This is a genomic window from Flavobacterium sp., assembly GCF_036759525.1.
In the GTDB taxonomy this organism is placed as follows: domain Bacteria; phylum Bacteroidota; class Bacteroidia; order Flavobacteriales; family Flavobacteriaceae; genus Flavobacterium.
Genome location: NZ_DAIOUN010000001.1, coordinates 46,622 through 66,040, shown reverse-complemented (window position 1 = coordinate 66,040; position 19,419 = coordinate 46,622). Strand labels below are relative to the sequence as shown.

General features: G+C 34.7%; 19 protein-coding genes. 11 read left to right on the top strand and 8 right to left on the bottom strand.

Annotated elements, in window-relative coordinates; all coding sequences use genetic code 11:
* Positions 1–13 precede the first annotated feature (13 nt).
* Both V7M80_RS00290 and gldD read left to right on the top strand, forming a co-directional pair.
* Positions 14–1,309, top strand: coding sequence for a gliding motility-associated protein GldE (locus V7M80_RS00290; protein WP_333693189.1), 1,296 nt, complete (start codon positions 14–16; stop codon positions 1,307–1,309).
* Positions 1,302–1,859, top strand: coding sequence for a gliding motility lipoprotein GldD (gene gldD, locus V7M80_RS00285; RefSeq protein WP_333693187.1), 558 nt, complete (start codon positions 1,302–1,304; stop codon positions 1,857–1,859). Before V7M80_RS00290 ends, gldD begins: the two co-directional genes overlap by 8 nt.
* Before the next feature lie 64 nt (positions 1,860–1,923).
* Here the strand turns inward: gldD and V7M80_RS00280 are convergent, their stop codons facing one another.
* A complete protein-coding gene (locus tag V7M80_RS00280) occupies positions 1,924–2,433 on the bottom strand; it encodes a heavy-metal-associated domain-containing protein (RefSeq protein ID WP_333693185.1) in 510 nt (169 codons plus the stop codon).
* A 120-nt stretch (positions 2,434–2,553) separates the two neighbouring features.
* Here V7M80_RS00280 and V7M80_RS00275 point away from each other — a divergent pair, with 120 nt between their 5' ends.
* On the top strand, positions 2,554–3,420 hold the full coding sequence (locus V7M80_RS00275) for a DMT family transporter (RefSeq protein ID WP_333693183.1): 867 nt from the start codon (positions 2,554–2,556) through the stop codon (positions 3,418–3,420).
* 307 nt (positions 3,421–3,727) lie between these two features.
* On the opposite strand, the gene V7M80_RS00270 is transcribed toward V7M80_RS00275, so the two are convergent.
* Both V7M80_RS00270 and V7M80_RS00265 read right to left on the bottom strand, forming a co-directional pair.
* Positions 3,728–5,761 carry a M16 family metallopeptidase gene (locus tag V7M80_RS00270; protein WP_333693181.1) on the bottom strand — a complete coding sequence of 678 codons (2,034 nt, stop codon included), beginning with the start codon at positions 5,759–5,761 and terminating at the stop codon, positions 3,728–3,730.
* Positions 5,762–5,769: 8 nt separating this feature from the next.
* The gene (locus tag V7M80_RS00265) at positions 5,770–7,095 is read right to left on the bottom strand and encodes a M16 family metallopeptidase (RefSeq protein ID WP_333693180.1); all 1,326 of its coding nucleotides are present in this window, start codon (positions 7,093–7,095) and stop codon (positions 5,770–5,772) included.
* A gap of 201 nt (positions 7,096–7,296) precedes the next feature.
* Between V7M80_RS00265 and rplU the strand changes: the two genes are divergently transcribed.
* On the top strand, positions 7,297–7,662 hold the full coding sequence (rplU, locus tag V7M80_RS00260; RefSeq protein WP_026711140.1) for a 50S ribosomal protein L21: 366 nt from the start codon (positions 7,297–7,299) through the stop codon (positions 7,660–7,662).
* Between the two features lie 23 nt (positions 7,663–7,685).
* The gene (gene rpmA / locus V7M80_RS00255; RefSeq protein WP_333693179.1) at positions 7,686–7,946 is read left to right on the top strand and encodes a 50S ribosomal protein L27; all 261 of its coding nucleotides are present in this window, start codon (positions 7,686–7,688) and stop codon (positions 7,944–7,946) included.
* A gap of 151 nt (positions 7,947–8,097) precedes the next feature.
* Here the strand turns inward: rpmA and ahcY are convergent, their stop codons facing one another.
* Positions 8,098–9,414, bottom strand: a complete 1,317-nt coding sequence (gene ahcY, locus V7M80_RS00250; protein WP_333693178.1) for an adenosylhomocysteinase — start codon at positions 9,412–9,414, stop codon at positions 8,098–8,100.
* A gap of 139 nt (positions 9,415–9,553) precedes the next feature.
* Here ahcY and V7M80_RS00245 point away from each other — a divergent pair, with 139 nt between their 5' ends.
* From V7M80_RS00245 to V7M80_RS00220, 6 genes are all read left to right on the top strand, one after another.
* Complete coding sequence (locus tag V7M80_RS00245; RefSeq protein ID WP_333693177.1) at positions 9,554–10,192, top strand: 4'-phosphopantetheinyl transferase family protein; 639 nt, start codon at positions 9,554–9,556, stop codon at positions 10,190–10,192.
* Positions 10,189–10,908 carry a geranylgeranylglyceryl/heptaprenylglyceryl phosphate synthase gene (locus tag V7M80_RS00240; RefSeq protein ID WP_333693174.1) on the top strand — a complete coding sequence of 240 codons (720 nt, stop codon included), beginning with the start codon at positions 10,189–10,191 and terminating at the stop codon, positions 10,906–10,908. Before V7M80_RS00245 ends, V7M80_RS00240 begins: the two co-directional genes overlap by 4 nt.
* Positions 10,901–11,524: a nicotinamide riboside transporter PnuC gene (pnuC, locus tag V7M80_RS00235; RefSeq protein ID WP_333693172.1), complete on the top strand. Its 624-nt coding sequence runs from the start codon at positions 10,901–10,903 to the stop codon at positions 11,522–11,524. The genes V7M80_RS00240 and pnuC overlap by 8 nt, the downstream gene beginning before the upstream one ends.
* Positions 11,485–13,584: a DUF4301 family protein gene (locus tag V7M80_RS00230; RefSeq protein WP_333693171.1), complete on the top strand. Its 2,100-nt coding sequence runs from the start codon at positions 11,485–11,487 to the stop codon at positions 13,582–13,584. The genes pnuC and V7M80_RS00230 overlap by 40 nt, the downstream gene beginning before the upstream one ends.
* A complete protein-coding gene (arfB, locus tag V7M80_RS00225; RefSeq protein ID WP_333693170.1) occupies positions 13,584–13,985 on the top strand; it encodes an alternative ribosome rescue aminoacyl-tRNA hydrolase ArfB in 402 nt (133 codons plus the stop codon). Before V7M80_RS00230 ends, arfB begins: the two co-directional genes overlap by 1 nt.
* Before the next feature lie 343 nt (positions 13,986–14,328).
* Positions 14,329–16,542: a TonB-dependent receptor gene (locus V7M80_RS00220; protein ID WP_333693169.1), complete on the top strand. Its 2,214-nt coding sequence runs from the start codon at positions 14,329–14,331 to the stop codon at positions 16,540–16,542.
* Positions 16,543–16,645: 103 nt separating this feature from the next.
* Here the strand turns inward: V7M80_RS00220 and V7M80_RS00215 are convergent, their stop codons facing one another.
* The 4 genes from V7M80_RS00215 to V7M80_RS00200 all read right to left on the bottom strand — a co-directional run bounded on the left by V7M80_RS00215 (position 16,646) and on the right by V7M80_RS00200 (position 19,417).
* Positions 16,646–17,284: a DUF6705 family protein gene (locus V7M80_RS00215; RefSeq protein ID WP_333693168.1), complete on the bottom strand. Its 639-nt coding sequence runs from the start codon at positions 17,282–17,284 to the stop codon at positions 16,646–16,648.
* Between the two features lie 156 nt (positions 17,285–17,440).
* Entirely contained in the window at positions 17,441–18,043 is a 603-nt protein-coding gene (locus V7M80_RS00210; RefSeq protein WP_333693167.1) for a DUF6705 family protein, read from the bottom strand.
* A gap of 66 nt (positions 18,044–18,109) precedes the next feature.
* On the bottom strand, positions 18,110–18,724 hold the full coding sequence (locus V7M80_RS00205) for a DUF6705 family protein (RefSeq protein WP_333693166.1): 615 nt from the start codon (positions 18,722–18,724) through the stop codon (positions 18,110–18,112).
* A 66-nt stretch (positions 18,725–18,790) separates the two neighbouring features.
* A complete protein-coding gene (locus tag V7M80_RS00200) occupies positions 18,791–19,417 on the bottom strand; it encodes a DUF6705 family protein (RefSeq protein ID WP_333693164.1) in 627 nt (208 codons plus the stop codon).
* Between the last annotated feature and the right edge of the window lie 2 nt (positions 19,418–19,419).

Below are 19,419 nucleotides of genomic sequence, written 5' to 3'. Positions count from 1 at the left end.
CAATACAGCACATTTGGACACAGACCCCTCCGGTTTTTTTAACCTTATAGATACAAATTTAGTATTTGGGTTATTAGGTATTTTAATTTTACTGGTTTGTTCAGCACTTGTATCTGGTGCTGAAGTTGCCTTGTTTTCACTTTCGCAAAACGATATTTCACAAGCATCTGAAACGGATTCTTCAAACGGAGAGCGAATTGCAGCTCTGTTGGATAAACCCAAAAAGTTATTGGCTACTCTACTTATAGTTAATAATTTTATCAATATTGCCATTGTAATAGTTTTTTCATTTGTTAAAGAGTCCATTTTTGCATCTATTCACGAAGAATGGCTCCGGTTTTCGTTAGAAGTAGTTGTTGTTACCTTTTTGATTTTGATGTTTGGCGAGGTTTTGCCAAAAATTTATGCCAATCGAAACAATGTTAAATTTGCTCTTTTTGTGGCTACACCTATACATTTTCTCAATGTTTTGCTTACACCACTCAATATGCCAATGCGAGCCATTACTTTGTTTTTAGAAAATAAGTTATCCAAACAAAAAACAAATCTCTCTGTAAATCAGCTATCCCAAGCCTTAGAACTTACTTCAGATGATGAAACGACTCAAGAAGAACAAAAAATTTTAGAAGGAATTGTGTCTTTTGGAAATACTGATGCGAGTCAGGCCATGAGTCCCAGAATTGATGTTTTTGCCCTTGAAATAGAAGAGTCTTTCAAAGAGGTTGTGGTTAAAATTGTATCCAAAGGTTACTCTAGAATCCCGGTATACAAGAATACGATTGATCAAATTGAAGGCGTTTTGTATGTTAAAGATTTACTACCCCATATTGATAAAACGCATTTTGATTGGACTTCACTTTTACGCGAACCTTTTTTTGTTCCTGAAAACAAAAAACTAGACAATCTTTTGCAAGATTTTCAAGGCATGAAAAACCACCTGGCTATAGTAGTAGATGAATATGGTGGTACTTCGGGAGTAATTACATTGGAAGATATAATAGAGGAAATTGTAGGAGATATTAGTGATGAGTTTGACGATGAGAATATCAATTATTCTCAAATTGATGATAAGACTTTTCTATTTGAAGGAAAAATTAGCTTGAAAGATTTTTACCGAATTGTATCTGTTAATGAAACACTGTTTGAAGCCAAAAAAGGGGAAGCAGAAACTTTAGCCGGTTTTCTTTTGGAAATTTTAGGCACTTTTCCCAAGAAAAATCAAAAAATTGCGTTTGATACTTGTATGTTTACTGTAGAATCTGTAGATGCCAAAAGAATAAAACAAATTAAAGTTACAACAGATGTATAAATATTTAGTTTTGGTTGGAGTTGTATTTTCGGTTTTTGGGTGTAAAAACGAAATAATGCCCAAGCCGGCCGCTCATTTAAGATTGGATTATCCGGTTGCTCAATATTTTGGTTTTGACAGCCCTTGTCCTTTTGTTTTTGATTTCAATTCAAATACCAAGGTGAAGGTAACCGATTCCTGTTATGTGACTATAGAATATCCAAAAATGAAGGCAACGGTTTATTTAACCTACAAGCCAGTAACAGCGACTAATTTGGAAGAGTTGCTTAAAGATGCACAAAAGCTAACCTACAAACATGTGGTTAAAGCTGATGATATTTCGGAGATTCCGTTTCTAAATAGGAATCATAAAGTTTACGGAATGTTTTACCAAGTAGGGGGAAATGCAGCTACCAACACTCAATTTTATGCCACGGATAGTACAAAGCATTTCCTTAGTGGTTCGGTGTATTTTTATGCCAAGCCCAATTTTGATTCAATAATGCCTGCTGCGAGTTATATTAAAGACGATATGAAAACCTTGATGGAAACCTTACGGTGGAAGAATTAAATTTGAAGTTTTAAACAAAAAAAACCTTCATCAAAGATGAAGGTTTTTTTATGTAAGATGAATATTATGTGGTTTTCATTTTTGAAGCACAACATGCTTTTTTCTCACCGGAAGTGCAGGATGCTTTTGGCTCTTGTGATTGGTTTTCCGATTTAGATTCTTGTGACTGGTTTTTCTTTTTCTTTTTGTCTTTTGTTACCCCAAGAGCTTCATCTGCAGAATTCATAACATCCGACACTTTGTATGTTTTACCATCGGCTGCTCCTTCCACAGTTTGAACAATAATCTCAGGAGTTAGGAGGTTGGTGTCGTATTCAACGGTTGCTTTTTTAGCTTCAAAATCAATATCTGCTTTTTTTACACCGTCTAATTTGGCTAATTTTTTTTCAAGATGTCCGGCACAGCCTACTTCACAATGCATGCCTTCTATAGTAAAGGTAGCAGTTGCTAAAACAGCTGGTTGTTCAGATTGATTTGTAGTTGCCGTATCGGTGGCTACTGGAGTTTCATTTTTACAACCGGTTAAAGTTATAACAGCTAAAGCCATAACGGCTATTGAAGTTGAAATTTTCATAGTGTGTTCTTTAAAAGGATTACTAAAGAAGTGTTTTTTTAAACATTAGTACAAAAATAACATTTTTTTCGCTGTGGGTTTGCAAAAATTAACGCAGATTTGTGACTCAATTTTAAGGTAATGGAAAATAAGAATTTACGTTTTCTTTATTTGTTTGTATTGGCATTGGTATGGGGGAGTTCTTTTATATTAATTAAAAGAGGTCTAACCGGTTTAACACCTTTTCAATTGGGCTCACTACGAATGGTATTTGCGGCTCTTTTTTTGTTGCTAATTGGTTTTAACAGTCTTAAACACATCCATCTTAGACATTGGAAATATTTAGCCCTCACGGCATGTTTTGGTACGTTTGTTCCCGTTTATCTTTTTTCGTATGCCCAAACTGAAATTAGCAGCACTATAAGTGCCATATTGAATTCATTAACACCATTAAATACTTTACTTATTGGGATTTTAATTTTCAAAATTGATTTTCAAAGGAGGCAGATTTATGGGGTTGTTTTTGGTCTTTTAGGAAGTGCATTACTTATTTTAAATGGGGCAGCAACGCATCCGGAGCAAAACTATAATTATACAGTTTTGTTGTTAATAGCTTCGGTTTGCTACGCTTTAAATGTAAATTTTATAAAAACGTATTTATCCGATTTGAATCCGTTGAGTATAACAACGGGTAATTTTGTAGTAATGCTTATTCCGGCTACATTGGTTTTAATTTTTTCCGGTTTTTTTGAAGCTGTTCAAGTTCCCGAAACACAAGATGTAATTGTTTACATTGCTATTTTAGGCGTGGTGGGAACTGCTTTGGCAAACATTTTATTTTATCAATTGATTAAAATATCTTCACCGGTATTTGCATCTTCGGTAACTTATTTAATACCGGTTGTGGCCTTTTTTTGGGGATTGTTAGACCAAGAAGGTTTAACGTGGGTCCAGCTTCTTGGGGCGGCAATTATTATGTTTGGGGTTTATTTATCGGCTAAGAAGTGATAAGTTGTTTTAGTTTCAGGTTTCAATTTTGCTACGCCAGTCGCCCTATGGGATCTTGTCAGGTTGAGAGTTATTGTAAAAAGAGAGTGTTGCACTAAACGAATTTGTTTCCATTACTTATAGTATAGCTATTCTAAATCTGAGAAAATCACTTAAATCCTTACAATTTGTGTACCATTAAAGAGAAGCGTATTAGTGTAAAAAGAGATACCCTTTGCGTGCTTTGCGGATAGAAATGAATTTGGAGTTTTTATAAAGCAAAAAAAAGACTGCCATTTCTGACAGTCTTACTTTTATTAGGATTAGATTATTGGAAATCAGCATCGCTAACGCCTTCGTTAACTTTTACTTCATCCATTTTGATATCTAGTTCAAATCCAACATTCATTATCGTGTTAAACGGAACTTTTACACCTTTAACATCTCTGTAGTCTTTAAAAGAAACGGTACTGTTCCCTTGAGGTGTTGCCGAAACTTCAGCAATTTTTAAACCAGAACTCACTTCATAATAGGAGGTAGTTTTTCCACTTACAATGGCATAACAATCTTTACCGTCTTGATTTTCAATCCCTTTTAAAGTAATGCCTTCTTGGGTAAGCATTTTCAATTCAGGAAATGGATGTGCATTGGATTTCAAGTCTTCCAACATTTCGCCTTCCAAATTCATTTTCTGACCTTGTTGAGCGGCATAACCTGTGTTTCCGTTCACAACTTGTTTCATTAAACTCATTCCACTCATGCTTAATTCTACAGCTAGTTTTCCTGCTGCATCAGATTTATAAGAATAAGCAACCGGAGCAGGAGCTCCCGGAATCGTAGTTGATCCTTTATAAGAAATAGTTTTTACTTCTGAAACTGCTTTTTGACCTCCAACAGCAGCAATGTATTTTTCTAAAACCGATTTTGCAGTTACATCAGCACTTACTTTCTTCTCTTGAGGCTTTTCAACTTTGGTTCCGTATTTGTCAAAGTAAAAAATAGGGATATTTAATTTCTCTAATCCCGGTAAAACTTCAGAGCCTTTACTTACAATTACAATTCTCAAATTGTCTGCTAAGAAATACTTTTTCGCTACACGTAAAATATCATCAGCTGTAACGGCATTGATGTTTTTGATGTAATTTTCATAAAAATCTGCCGGTAAACCTTGCGTTTTAGTCAAAAGAGCGTAGCGTGCAACGGTAGCCGGTTTTTCAATTTGCATAACAAAGTTACCTACGTAACCTGCTTTTACATTACTCAAAACATCATCCGATACTTTCTCTGTACGAATGCGTTTGATTTCTTTCAAAATCTCTACAACGGCAGAATCGGTTACGGCATTACGCACTTGAGTAGAAGCCGAAAAGTTACTCACATATTTTGTGCCTCTTAGGCTAGAGCGAGCCCCATAGGTCCACCCGTGTGCTTCTCTTAAATTCATATTTAGGTAGCTGTTAAAGTCGCCTCCTAATATTTGATTGGCCAATAATGCTGCAAAATAGTCTTTGTCAGTCATTTTTAATTTGGTGATGTGTACAGCAGAAATTTCAGACTGTACAGCATTAGGTGCATCTACAAAGTTGATTTGAGTGTATTGAACATCTTTTGGATCAGGATAGGAAACTTTTGGTGCAGTACCTTTTCTCCAGGGGCCAAATAGTTTTTCTATAGATTTTTTTACATTTTCAAATTTTACATCACCAACAACTACCAAATAGGCATTTTGTGGAGCGAAATAAGTGGTGTAATTGAGAGTTACATCCTTTAAAGTTACATTGTTAATTGTAGCTTCACTCAAATATTCTCCGTTAGGATGGTTTTTACCATAGGCCAAAACGTTCTCTACTCTACGAGCAATAGCAGGTACACTTTTTTCTTGTGATTTTAAACCTTCTAATAATTTGGCTTTTTCTTTGTCAAATTCTTCTTGAGTAAATACCGGGTTTAGAGCTCCATCTGCCATTAACTCAAGAATACGGTCTGCGTATTTTGAAAGGCCGTTAGCAAATGCCCCGCTTGAACTAAAATTGATACTGGCTCCTAAGAAATCGGTTTCTTCGTTAAAAGCATCCTTTGACATGGTTTTAGTTCCGTTACCCATCAAACTGCTGGTTAAGTCAGAAACTCCTTTTTTCTCGTTTTCAGCATAAGGAGCAACGTCAATAGTTAGACTGTAAGAAACACGAGGAAGTTTGTTGTTTTCTACAACCAATACTTTTAATCCGTTAGGTAATTCAAAAGTTTGCGGCTTACCAATGTTAATTTTGGGAGCCGGACCCGGTTTGGGTTGTGATCTGTCTTGTGCTTGCATAGTGATAGTTAAAAACAAGCTCGAAAGTATAATGGCTATTTTTTTCATGATGGATCTTAATTTTGAGCTTTATCAGATTTTGGTGCGTAGTCTAATAAAAGACGTTGATTTGGATTTAAGTACTTTTTGGCTACTTCTCTAATTTCTTCACGCGTGATAGATCTGTAAATTTCGATTTCGGTGTTAATTAAGTTAATGTCTTTGTACAACATGTAGTAAGTGGCCAAATTTCCGGCAATACCTTCAATAGAAGCATTGTTGTTTACATATTCACTTTCGTAAATGTTTTGCAGTTTTTGGTATTCTTTTTCAGAGATCAATTCGTTTTGCAAACGAACAATTTCTTCATCCATTTCGGCAATTAAACTTTCCGGAGTATTACCACCCATAGGAAGTCCATAAAGGATATACAATCCGTAATCTTCTTGACTAAAGTTGAAAGCTCCTACTTGTAAAGCCATTTTTTTATCGTCAACCATTTTTTTGTAAAGTCTTGAGCTTTTTCCATCAGAAAGAATAGTAGAAATCATGTCTAGTACTCTTGCGTCTCTGGTTTTCATAGAAGGTGTTCTGTATGAAGCGACAGCCATTGGAATTTGGATGTTTGGATCTTCATATCGGGCTTTTAAGGTTTTTGTGATAGGCTCTTCTTCAACTTTAGTACGAACAACATCAGCACCACGCGGAATTACGCCAAAATATTTTTGAATCCATTCTTTGGCTTGAGCGGGTTCAAATTGGCCGGCCACAACCAAAACAGCATTGTTTGGCACGTAGAATTTTTTGTTAAAAGCTTGAAATTCTTCTAAAGTTGCGGCATCTAAATGTTCCATAGAACCAATTGTTGCCCAACGGTATGGGTGTTTCGTAAACATGTTGCGTTTTACTTCGGCTAATAAATTTCCATAAGGTTGGTTGTCAACTCTAAGGCGTTTTTCTTCCTTAACCACTTCGTTTTGCGTATTTACACCAATTTGATTGATAACAGGGTGTAAAAGTCTTTCCGATTCCATCCATAAACCCAATTCCAAGTTGTTTGAAGGGAAAATTTCATAATAATAAGTTCGGTCGTCTGAAGTATTAGCGTTGTTTGTTCCACCGTTTCCGGTCACTATTTTAAACCATTCTCCACGACCAATATTTGGGGTTCCCTCAAATAAAAGGTGTTCAAAGAAATGAGCAAAACCTGTTCTTTCAGGGTTTTCGTCTTTAGCTCCAACGTGATACATTACTGATGTAATTACAACCGGAGCTGAGTTGTCTTGGTGAAGGATAACATGAAGGCCGTTGTCTAAAGTGTACTCTTCAAAAGCAACTTTTTGTGCTGAAACCGTCCCTCCCAGCATAAGCATACTACTTAAAGCCATTAATGATTTTTTCATAAAATTGGTGATTAATTTTTTTAATACAGAAATAGGTATGCAATTTCGTGATTTTGTTACAGTTTGACCAATTTTTTTCTTGTTTTTTTAACTCATTTCAAAAGAAGTTTAAAATATAAATTAAAAACTGAGTTTTCAGTTGTGTGATTCATAATTAGTTGTATATTTGCAGACTCAAAAAATTAATTAAAACATATTGTTATGTACGCAATCGTAGAGATAGCAGGGCAACAATTTAAAGTAAGCAAAGACCAAAAAGTATTTGTTCACCGTTTAGCATCTGAAGAAGGAAGCAAAGTTTCTTTTGACAAAGTAATGTTGTTAGACGAAAACGGAACAGTTACTATAGGCGCCCCCGCTATAGAAGGTGCTTCAGTAGAAGCCAAAGTGTTACAACACTTAAAAGGTGATAAAGTAATCGTTTTCAAAAAGAAAAGAAGAAAAGGTTACAAAAAGAAAAACGGTCACAGACAGTCATTGACGCAAATCGTTATTGAGGGAATCAATGCTTCAGGAAGTGCTCCAAAAAAGAAAGCTGCTAAAAAAGCAGAAACCACAGAAGAATAATTAACATTTAAAACTTAAACATCATGGCTCACAAGAAAGGTGTCGGTAGTTCCAAGAATGGTAGAGAATCAGAATCGAAACGTTTAGGCGTTAAGATTTATGGTGGTCAAGCTGCAATTGCAGGTAATATCATTGTAAGACAAAGAGGTTCTAAACACAATGCCGGTGAAAACGTTTACATGGGTAAAGATCATACTTTACATGCAAAAGTTGACGGAGTTGTTAAGTTCCAGAAAAAAGGAGATAACAAATCATTTGTATCTGTTGTTCCATTTGAAGCTTAATTAGCATTTTTTCTACTATACAAAACCCATTTCGAGAGAAATGGGTTTTTTGTTTTGAATTTTTCGCTAATAAAATAAAAAACCCTCACTTTTCAGCAAGGGTAATTTTATTTCAAAAGTCTTAATACTTAATAATACTCCAGTCTTACTACTAATATCTGTAATACTCTGGCTTAAACGGTCCTTGAACTTCAACACCAATATAAGCGGCTTGTTCTTCGTTTAAGGTTTCTAATTCAACGCCTAATTTGGCTAAGTGTAACGCCGCTACTTTTTCATCTAAATGTTTCGGTAACATATACACTTCGTTTTTGTAAGCCGCACTGTTGTTCCACAACTCAATTTGAGCTAAAGTTTGGTTGGTGAATGAATTACTCATCACAAAACTTGGGTGACCTGTAGCACAACCTAAGTTTACCAAACGACCTTCTGCTAAAATGATGATATCTTTACCGTTGATGGTATATTTATCTACCTGTGGTTTGATTTCTACTTTAGAACTACCGTGGTTTTTGTTTAACCAGGCCATGTCAATTTCATTATCAAAGTGACCGATGTTACAAACGATCGTTTTGTCTTTCATTTGTTCAAAATGTCTTCCTACCACAATGTCTTTGTTTCCGGTTGTTGTGATTACAATATCAGCATTAGCAATAACGGTATCTAATTTTTTCACTTCAAATCCATCCATTGCTGCTTGTAAAGCACAAATTGGGTCAATTTCAGTAACCGTTACAATAGAACCGGCACCTCTGAATGAAGCTGCTGTTCCTTTTCCAACATCACCATATCCACAAACTACCACTCTTTTTCCGGCTAACATAATATCAGTTGCACGACGAACGGCGTCTACAGCCGATTCTTTACAACCGTATTTATTGTCAAATTTCGATTTAGTAACCGAATCATTCACGTTGATAGCAGGCATGTGTAACGTTCCGTTTTTCATTCTTTCGTACAAACGGTGAACCCCTGTAGTGGTTTCTTCTGATAAACCTTTGATTCCGCCAATCAATTCCGGATAACGGTCAAAAACCATATTGGTTAAATCTCCACCATCATCTAAAATCATGTTTAAAGGTTGTCTGTCTTCACCAAAGAATAAGGTTTGCTCAATACACCAATCAAATTCTTCTTCGTTCAGACCTTTCCAAGCATACACTTGAATTCCGGCAGCAGCAATAGCAGCAGCGGCGTGGTCTTGCGTTGAGAAAATGTTACAAGAACTCCAAGTAACTTCTGCTCCAAGAGCAATTAACGTTTCAATTAATACTGCAGTTTGAATCGTCATGTGCAAACATCCTGCAATACGAGCTCCTTTTAAAGGTTGACTGTTTTTATATTCTTCGCGAAGTGCCATTAAACCGGGCATTTCAGCTTCGGCCAATTCGATTTCTTTTCTTCCCCAAGCGGCAAGTGAAATATCTTTCACTTTGTACGCAACATAAGGTATTGTTTGTGTACTCATTTATAAAATAGTTATATTAGCTAAAAATTTTTGCAAAGCTACGGAATAGGGAAGGAAATTAAAAGCCTTTTTGTGTTTTTTGTGATTTGTTTAGTGTACTAATGTTTTGAATTACAATTTGATATACTTTTTTTAGATAATGCCTTTTTACCAACATATTAACGTTGACCAAGCGACGCATATTTATATATGGAAAATCTCCGAATCGTTTGATGAATTATTTCGGGCGGTTTCTCTTAAAGATGTATCATTGGCTCGATTGGAAGGAATGAAATCTGAAAGTCATCAAAAAGGGTTTTTGGCAGTTCGTATGCTTTTGCAACACAAGGGTTATACTGATTTTGATTTGTATTACGACAAATTTGGAAAACCGCATTTAAAAGATGGAGTCAACATTTCGATTTCGCATTCATTTGATTTTTCGGTTATTGTGTTATCCGATAAAAATGTGGGAATCGACTTAGAGCTTCGCCGTGATTTGGTTAAAAAAATTGCGTACAAGTTTGCAGAAGAAGAATTTGTCTATGAATGTCAACACAATTCAGAGGAATTTGTAAGCAAACTAACCGTAATTTGGGGGGTCAAAGAGGCAGTTTTTAAAGTGCGTAACGAAGTTGGAATCAGTTTCAAAGACCACATTTTTGTTCGTCCGTTTGAAATGAAAGACCAAAAAACAACCGCTTTGTTAAACTTTAATAGAATAAAAAGAGAATTTTTGGTTTACTTTACCGAAATTGAAAAATACACCTTGGTCTGGCTTTGGGAAACCGAATCATGAAAAAAATATACGACGAAATACTATTGGCAAAAGCCCAAAACCGAAGATTGGTAGCCATTTTATTGGATCCGGATAAAGTTGAAATGAACTATTTGTCTGATTTGATAGAAAAGATTAAAACGAGTCCGGCTACTCATGTTTTAGTTGGTGGAAGTCTTGTTGAATCGGATAAAATAGACGAATTGGTTCTTTTGCTCAAAGCAAAGTTATTGCTACCCATTATATTATTTCCCGGAGATCCTTCTCAGATTTCACTTCATGCCGATGGTATTTTATTTCTAAGTTTACTGTCGGGCAGAAATCCGGATTATTTAATTGAACATCATGTGAATGCGGTTCCTCTTTTAAAAGAATCAAACTTGGAAGTGATTTCTACCGGATATCTTTTGATTGAAAGTGGTAGTCAAACTGCCGTAGAACGCGTTAGTCAAACCCAACCATTAGATAGAAAAAATATACAGCTGGTTTGTCAAACGGCTAAAGCCGGTGAATATTTAGGCAATAAATTAATCTATTTGGAAGCAGGTAGTGGAGCCCAATTAGCCGTTCCTTTGGAAATGGTTAATGCCGTATCAAATGAAATTTCAATTCCGCTAATTGTTGGGGGTGGAATTCGTTCGCAACAAGCCATTCAAGCAGCTTTTGAATCCGGAGCCGATATGGTTGTAATTGGTACCGCATTTGAAAACGATAGTAATTTTTTTAAGTATGATTGATTTTTTATTTGGGCAATACAGTTCCTACGATACCCTAGACATCGTTTTAGAACTTACAGCCGTTTTTATGGGTTTAATAAGTGTTTGGCTTGCCAAAAAAAATAACATTGGTGTTTTTCCAACCGGAATAATCAGCACAACTATTTTTATTTATTTACTATGGAAATGGGGGTTGTTAGGAGATATGATTATCAATTTCTATTACACCTTAATGAGCCTATACGGTTGGTATCTTTGGACGAGAAAAAATAAAAATCAGGACACCAACCCAATTTCTTGGATGCAACGCAAAGAAAAGATCTGGGCTTTCTTTTTATTTTTAGGAACCCTTTTTTTTGTGGGTTTTATATATAACTTTTTTGGTAACTTTACCAGTTGGACAGCCTATATAGATACCTTTACCACCGGATTATTTTTTGTGGGAATGTGGCTTATGGCCAAACGAAAAATTGAAAATTGGATTTTTTGGATTGTAGGCGATTTGGTTTCTGTACCGTTATATTTTTGTAAAGGATATACTTTTACCGGAATTCAATATTTTATTTTTACTATTATTGCCGTGTTTGGCTTTTTAGAATGGAAGAACATCTTAGACAGCAACCGTCAACAGCTTTAAAAATAGCTGTACTGGGTCCGGAAAAATCCGTTAAATCCGAGTTATGTGCTTATTTGGAGCAAGAATTTCCTCAATTGACTATTTCAAAAAGAGATCATTTTCTATTTCATGAAAACTGTCTTGAACTCAATAGTTCGGGTTCTATTACTCAATTTTTACAAATTGGTTTAGATCAATTGAAAAATGAAAACGAAGACATAGCCAAAGGAAACGGTTTATTTTTAACACAAACTTGCGTTTTGGAAACCAAGATTTTTTCCGATTTATTTCTTGGAGAGTCACATCCCATTTTGGAAAAAATGGCTAAAAAGCACAAGTATGATTTGTTTATTCTCCTAGATTCTAATTTAACCGGAAGTGAAGAAAATTCTAAAGGGCAATCATGGATTCGTTTGTGTGAAAGTGAATTGCAAAAATACGATAAGCCCTATTTAAAATGGAGCGAACTAAAAGAAAAAGACAATTCGCATGTAGCTCAAATTTTATTTGATTTTAAAAAAACCAAACAACTGGGATTCACCTCACACGATTTTTTACAGTGTTATCATCTGGATATTACTACGGAGAGTTTGGAAAAGCAAATCACGTTTTTAACCTCAGGAGTTTCGTTTGTTACTTTGGATCGAATTGCTCAAATAAACGATGGAATTCAGGCTTTGTCTGACGATGAGGCTCATTATTATGCTCATTTTTTTGATTCCAAAAAAGAACATTTGAAACTTAAAAAATTTGTCCCTGCTTCCGGTGCGGCAAGTAGGATGTTTAAGTTTTTAAGTGAGTTTTTAGCCGAATTCAAATCGGGTGAAGAGTCTATAAATGCTTATGTTAATCGTAAAAAAGCAAAAAATTTAGCTTTGTTTTTAGTAGGTTTAGAAAAGTTTCCTTTCTATTCATTGGTACACCAAAGACTGCTTGAAAAATACCCCGATTTTTTATCTTGGACTACAGATAAAAAACACTATCAATTCATAAAAATTTTATTGGACCCTACTGAGTTTGATGTTTTAAATAAACCCAAAGGGGTATTGCCTTTTCATCATTATGGCAATCATATAGCTACTCCGGTTGAAGAGCATTTAACCGAATCTCTTTTTTATGCCACATCCAATGGAAAAGCTCAAGTGCATTTTACCGTTTCTGAAGAACATCAAGAGGCATTTGATACTTTGGTTCACGATCTTAAAGTGAAGTTGGAACGGCAATTTCAAACCGAAATTAAAGTTGGTTTCTCCTATCAAAGTCGTGCTACCGATAGTATTGCATTGGATGAAGCGAATAATTTGGTTCGAGATAAACAGGATAACTTAATTTTTAGACCGGGCGGACATGGAGCTTTGTTGGACAATCTCAATCAGTTGCAATCGGATATAGTTTTTATTAAAAATATTGACAATGTAATTCAAAATCACATTGAGGTTATTTCAAAATACAAAAAAGCTCTGGCTGGGATACTGCTTGAAAAACAAGAAAAGATATTTGCTTTTTTAAAGGCTTTAGAGCAAAGTACAGTTTCAAAAGAGTTTTTGGATGAGATAGTTGATTTTATTCAAAATCAATTGCATTTTGAAGTTGTTGAAGCGTTTTCCAAATTTACCAAAGAAAATAAAATTGAGTACCTTCAAAACTATTTAAATCGTCCCATACGAGTATGTGGCATGGTTAAAAATGAGGGCGAACCCGGAGGGGGACCCTTTTGGGTTCAGGATAAAAAAGGATTGGTTTTTTTACAAATTGTAGAAACTTCTCAAATTAATTTAAACGATAGCAATCAGTTAAAAATTGTTGAAAAGGCAACCCATTTTAATCCTGTTGATATGGTGTGTGGCCTAAAAGATTACAGAGGACTTCCGTTTAATCTCAAAGAATTTACCGATCCTCAAAGCGGATTTGTGGTGCATAAAAACAAAGGCGATAAAGAAGTAAAAGCCTATGAATTACCCGGGCTTTGGAATGGTGGTATGGCCAAATGGCTTACTATATTTGTAGAAGTGCCTCTAATTACCTTTAATCCGGTTAAAACGGTAAACGATTTATTAAAATCACCTCATCAACCTTTGTAATGGATACTGATAAAATCATATCAGAACTATCTTTTAAAGCCGTGAGAAGCAGTGGTGCTGGCGGACAAAACGTAAATAAAGTTTCGTCTAAAGTAGTTTTATCTTTTGATTTGAATAATTCAGAAAATCTTTCTGAAGAAGAAAAAATGTTGATAACGGAGAAATTAAAAACAAAATTAACTTCAGAAGGCATACTAATCTTAAATTGTGACGAAGACCGTAGCCAGCTTAAAAACAAAGAAATTGTTACCAAACGTTTTTTAAAACTCCTTCAAAACGCATTGGTCATTCCCAAAAAAAGAAAACCAACGCAAGTTCCACGTGCTGTAATCGAAAAGCGAATTAACGAAAAACGAAATACTTCAGAAATCAAACAGAATCGAAAAAAACCGGATGTTTGAAAAATGGTGATTGGTTAACGGTAAAGGGTAAAGGGTAAAGGGTAATTGGTAAATGATATAGTTATCACCCATCACCTATTACCCTTTACCCATTAACTATTACCTATTACCCATCACCCAATAAATTTCCTTTCCCATTAAAAATCTTTTTCTATCTTTGCTCCGTCTCAAAGGGGTGCTCTAAATAACGAGCTGAGATCATACCCAACGAACCTGGAACAGGTAATGCTGTTTAGGGATAAGACAAAAAAATAAAAGTGCACGTTTATTTGGATGTCTTGAGTATCAATTTTAATTTTTAACCAAGAATAATTACCCCTTTTATTCGTAATTTTTTTTACGAATGAAAAATCTATTCCAAAAACAGTCTCCAATCGGAGCTTCTTTTTTCAGGAAAAAAAGTGTATTCCTGATTGCCTTTACTTCTTTTTCGGTTTTTGCACAAGAAACGGTCAAGGATACCACCACCAAAAAAGAAATTGCTTTAGATGAGGTTTTGGTTTCGGCGGTGCGGGTTACAGCACAAACTCCGGTAACTTTTTCCAACCTCAAAAAAGACGAATTCAAAACCCGAAATTTAGGTCAAGATATTCCTCTGATGATGAATTTCCTACCTTCGGTAGTAACTACATCCGATGCCGGGGCAGGAGTGGGCTACACCGGAATTCGAGTACGTGGTTCTGATGCTACGCGTGTGAATGTTACCATTAACGGTATTCCGTACAACGATTCCGAAAGTCAAGGAACTTTTTGGGTAAACATGCCCGATTTTGCCAGCTCTACCGAGAGTTTGCAATTGCAACGCGGTGTGGGAACATCCACCAATGGTGCCGGTGCATTTGGTGCAAGTTTGAATTTGCTAACCGACTCGTATGCCAAAGAAGCCAACGGAGAAATTTCTAACTCTTTTGGAAGTTTCAATACCCGTAAGCATACAGTGAAATTTAGTACCGGTATGCTCAATGACCGATTTGAAATAGCCGGACGATTATCTAATATAGTTTCCGATGGATTTATTGACCGAGCCTTTTCCGATTTAAAATCCTATTTTTTACAAGGGGCCTATGTAGGTGAAACCACATTAATTAAAGGATTGGTTTTTGGAGGAAAACAAACCACTTATCAAGCTTGGTATGGTTTGGAAGACCCCGAAAAGTTACAAAATGACCGAACTTTTAATGTAGCCGGAATGTATTTTGATGAACAAGGGAATATGCAATTTTATGACAACGAGGTAGATAATTACCAGCAAGACCATTACCAGCTGCATTGGAATGAAAAGTGGAATGCCAATTGGAGTAGCAATATGGCTTTGCATTATACTATAGGAAAAGGTTATTTTGAACAGTACAGACAAAATCAAAGGTTTTCTAATTATGGCTTAACCCCAATACAATTGGGAGACGAAACAATAGACCGTACCGATTTGATACGTCGCCGTTGGTTGGATAATGATTTTTATGGTACCACATTTTCGGTAAACTATAAAAAAGATAAGGTAGATTTTATTATTGGTGGAGGAGCTAATAAGTATGAAGGGGCCCATTTTGGCGAAATCATTTGGGCCAGATATGCTTCGCAAAGCGAAATCAGAGATCGCTATTATGATGATTTTTCAACCAAAACCGATGTCAATATTTTTGCAAAGTTGAATTATGATTTGACAACCAGATGGCGACTTTTTGGAGATATTCAATACCGTAATGTGGGTTTTAAAGCCAATGGTGAAGATACTGGCATAGTAAACGATACGTTTAATTTCATCAATCCGAAAGCCGGTATTACTTTTACATTGAATCAAAGAAATCACTTTTATTTTTCGTATGCCAAAGCCCAACGGGAACCCAACCGAAACGACTACGAAAACGGAAATCCAAGACCGGAAAAATTAGATGATTTTGAGTTAGGCTGGCGTTTTGCAAAAGAAAATATAAAGTTGAATGTAAACAGTTATTTGATGATGTACAAAGACCAATTGGTCTTAACCGGAGAATTAAATGATGTTGGAGCACCCATTCGTGCCAATAGCGGAAATAGTTACAGAGTTGGATTGGAAGTTGATGCATCCATCAAGATAATGAGACAATGGCTTTGGCAAACAAATATTACCTTAAGTCAAAATAGAAATACGGATTTTATTTTTCAAAAAGATGGTGTTATCCAAAATTTAGGCTCAACGAATATTGCTTTTTCTCCTAATATTATTTACGGTAATATTTTAACGTATATTCCAGCAAAAGGATTGCAAACCTCGCTTTTAACAAAATTTGTAGGCAAACAATATATGGGAAATATTGATTCCAAAATGTCAGTTTTAGATCCCTATTCAACAACAGATTTTAATATATCGTATGAAATAGAAACAAAGAAAATTTTCAAATCCATTCAATTCAATGCCTTAATCAATAATATTTTTGATTTGAAATACGAAAGTAATGGCTATTTCTACACGTTTGATGATGATTCTGTGCCGGGAAGCTTAACTACTGTGGAAGGAGCCGGTTTTTATCCGCAAGCGGGTATTCATTTTTTGGCAGGAGTGACGCTATTGTTTTAGATATAAACCAAATTTTAAACACAACTCAACTGGTAATTTATTAGTTGAGTTGTGTTGTTATTGAAGTTAACTCATTTACCTAAAAAATATTTTATTTTTAGATTTATTGCTTAATGAGTTCGTATCGTCCAAAAGGAATGGTATACGAAAAAAACTGATTTTGTGCAGCTCCTTCATTTTCATTTACATAAACATTACCGTTGGCATATAGGGTAAAAAATATTTTTTCTACCCCATTTTCTACTTTATGTCGGAATATTACCATTGGATCTAAAAAGTCAATTTGTCTATCGGGATCCTCAAATGAACCTTTGACCATCACATCATTAGGGCCACAATTACGACAAACATCGGGGTTTGTGGCTACGGGTTTAATTATTATATTTGAATTAATATTGTAAGAGTATGGGTTGGGGTGATTAATTAAGAGATTTGGAAGGGTGTTTATTTTCTCAACTCCATTCTCTACATAACGATACTCAGCCACTAGGAAGTCTTCAAAAACACTAATGTTTCCATAGTCAACAAATTGCTCTTCTTTTATTTGAATTCTCACAATAAGTTCAGTTGAACCTTGCTCGTATTTCCACTCGCCCACAAATCTGTTTAAGTCTTGCTGTAAATCTTTATAATACGCTCCTGGAACATCAATATTCCTATTATAGAGTGGTAAAACTGGTGTTTGTGCCACGCAAAAAACCGAAAACAAAAGAAATAATAATAAAGTTGCAATTTGTTTCATGGTTTTACTATCAGCTTATATAACGCAATGCTAATATAATCAAAAAAAACAATTGATTTTTTAGATTTATTGCTTGATGAGTTCTATATAATCACTTTTAAAAATGTTCATGAATTTTTCAAATAATATTAGATAAATTCTATAGTAATTTTTTGATTAAGGAATTTGAACCAAATCAAAAGATATTCCAACTGGGTATTTTTGCATCGGAGTTGGACCATCGTTTTGATGTCTGCTTTGGCTAACCGGATAGATAAATATTCTCAAAGTGGGTTGACCATTTACAATTAATTTTCTCATGTGAATTTTATCTGCGGCCCCAGTGTCGGGTTCAATAATCGTAGCAATAACCCATTTTTCATTTTCCGCACATTCATCACAGCCTCTAACTTTACCAGTCATAATTTCATTACCATATAAATAATAATTACTATAATGATTATGATTGTTGTTAATATCGTTCAAGACATCAATTTCAACAATGTTTTCTTTAATCAACAAGTAGGAGCCAATTAAAATGTCTTGGTAATTGTAACCATTATAAAACACTTCTCTTTTTTGTATTTTAATTTCAAAAAGAATACTATTTGATTCGTATTTATAGTGACCTTCAAATGGATTTAAAACGTTAGCTACATCTTTATAATAAACACCTTGTAAATAATTTGTCCAACCATCAAGACTTTGAATTCCTGTATATTGAGCGGAAATTATTTGACAGTAAAAAATTAAAGTAAAGGTGATAAATATTTGTTTCATGGTTTTACTATCAGCCTGTATAACGCATTGCTAATATAATCAAAAAAAAAATTTTTATTTTAAGGTTTATTGCTTGATTAAAATCAGCTCTTGAAACAAGGGTAAGCTAATAGCTAATGGTGTTGGGCTTCCTGCTACACGAGTTTCCATTCCTCTGAACATTTCAATTTTGATAGCTTCTTGTCCGTTGTGAATAATTTTTCGTATTCTTAATTCACATGATTTACCAGTAGTAGTATCTTTGATATATCCCATTAACCATCGTTCCGATGTAGGGCACTCTTCACAAAATCCATAACCTCCTCCTGGTAGAATTAAATTGCAACTAATCACATGTTTAATCCCATTCGAAAAATTATTGTCAACATCATTCAAAACATTGGCAATTTCTATGTTGTTAATTTTTAACTGATAGCCACCTATTATCATGTCTTCAAAGTAGAAATTATTCATGGAAGACATTTCTTTTTTCTGCAAAATAAACTTTAAATAGATGCCGTTTGCATCGTGAATATAAGTTCCTGTAAAATTATCAAAGATGTGGTCTAAATCTTTGTAGTAAACACCTGTTTCAGCGTAATCAGGACCATCAATGTTTTTAATAGTTGTATAGGGTTGTACTTGTGCCAAGCAAAAACCCGAAAACAAAAGAAATAATAATAAAGTAGTAACTTGTTTCATGGTTTTGATATTGGCTTGTATAACGCATTGCTAATATAATCAAAAAAACCAATTGATTTTTTAGATTTATTGCTTGATAAGTTCGTAGAAGCCTGCAGGTAAATTATAGAAATCATAAGGACTCACTGTCCCATCAGCATAAGGTAATTTAAAGCCAAATATCGTCATGGTTAAAAAAATTTTTTCAATCCCATTTTCTATTTTATGTCTAAGAACCACCTCAGGTTCATAGCCAAAGATATCTCTTTCAGGATCACTGAAAGGACCTTTGACCATTACATCATTTGGTCCACAATTCGGACAAACACCAGGATTGTTAGGAACAGGTTTGATGATTATATTAGCTACAATGTTGTATTTAAAAGGCGTAGAGTGGTTGATTAACAAATTGGAGAGTGTGTTAATTTTTTCAATTCCATTTTCAATGTAACGATATTCAGCCACTATAAAGTCCTCATAGACACTAATGTAACCATAATCAATAAATTGCATTTCTTTTTTTTGGATTCTCACAATAAGTTGAGTAGAACCTTGCTCGTATTTCCATTCGCCTACAAATCTGTTAAAGTCTTGCTGTAAATCTTTATAATACGCTCCTTGAACATCAATATCACGATGGTAAAGGGGCAAAATTGGAGTTTGGGCAAAAGTAATTTTGCAAAAAAAGGTTAATAAAATGGTTACTTTTTTCAAAT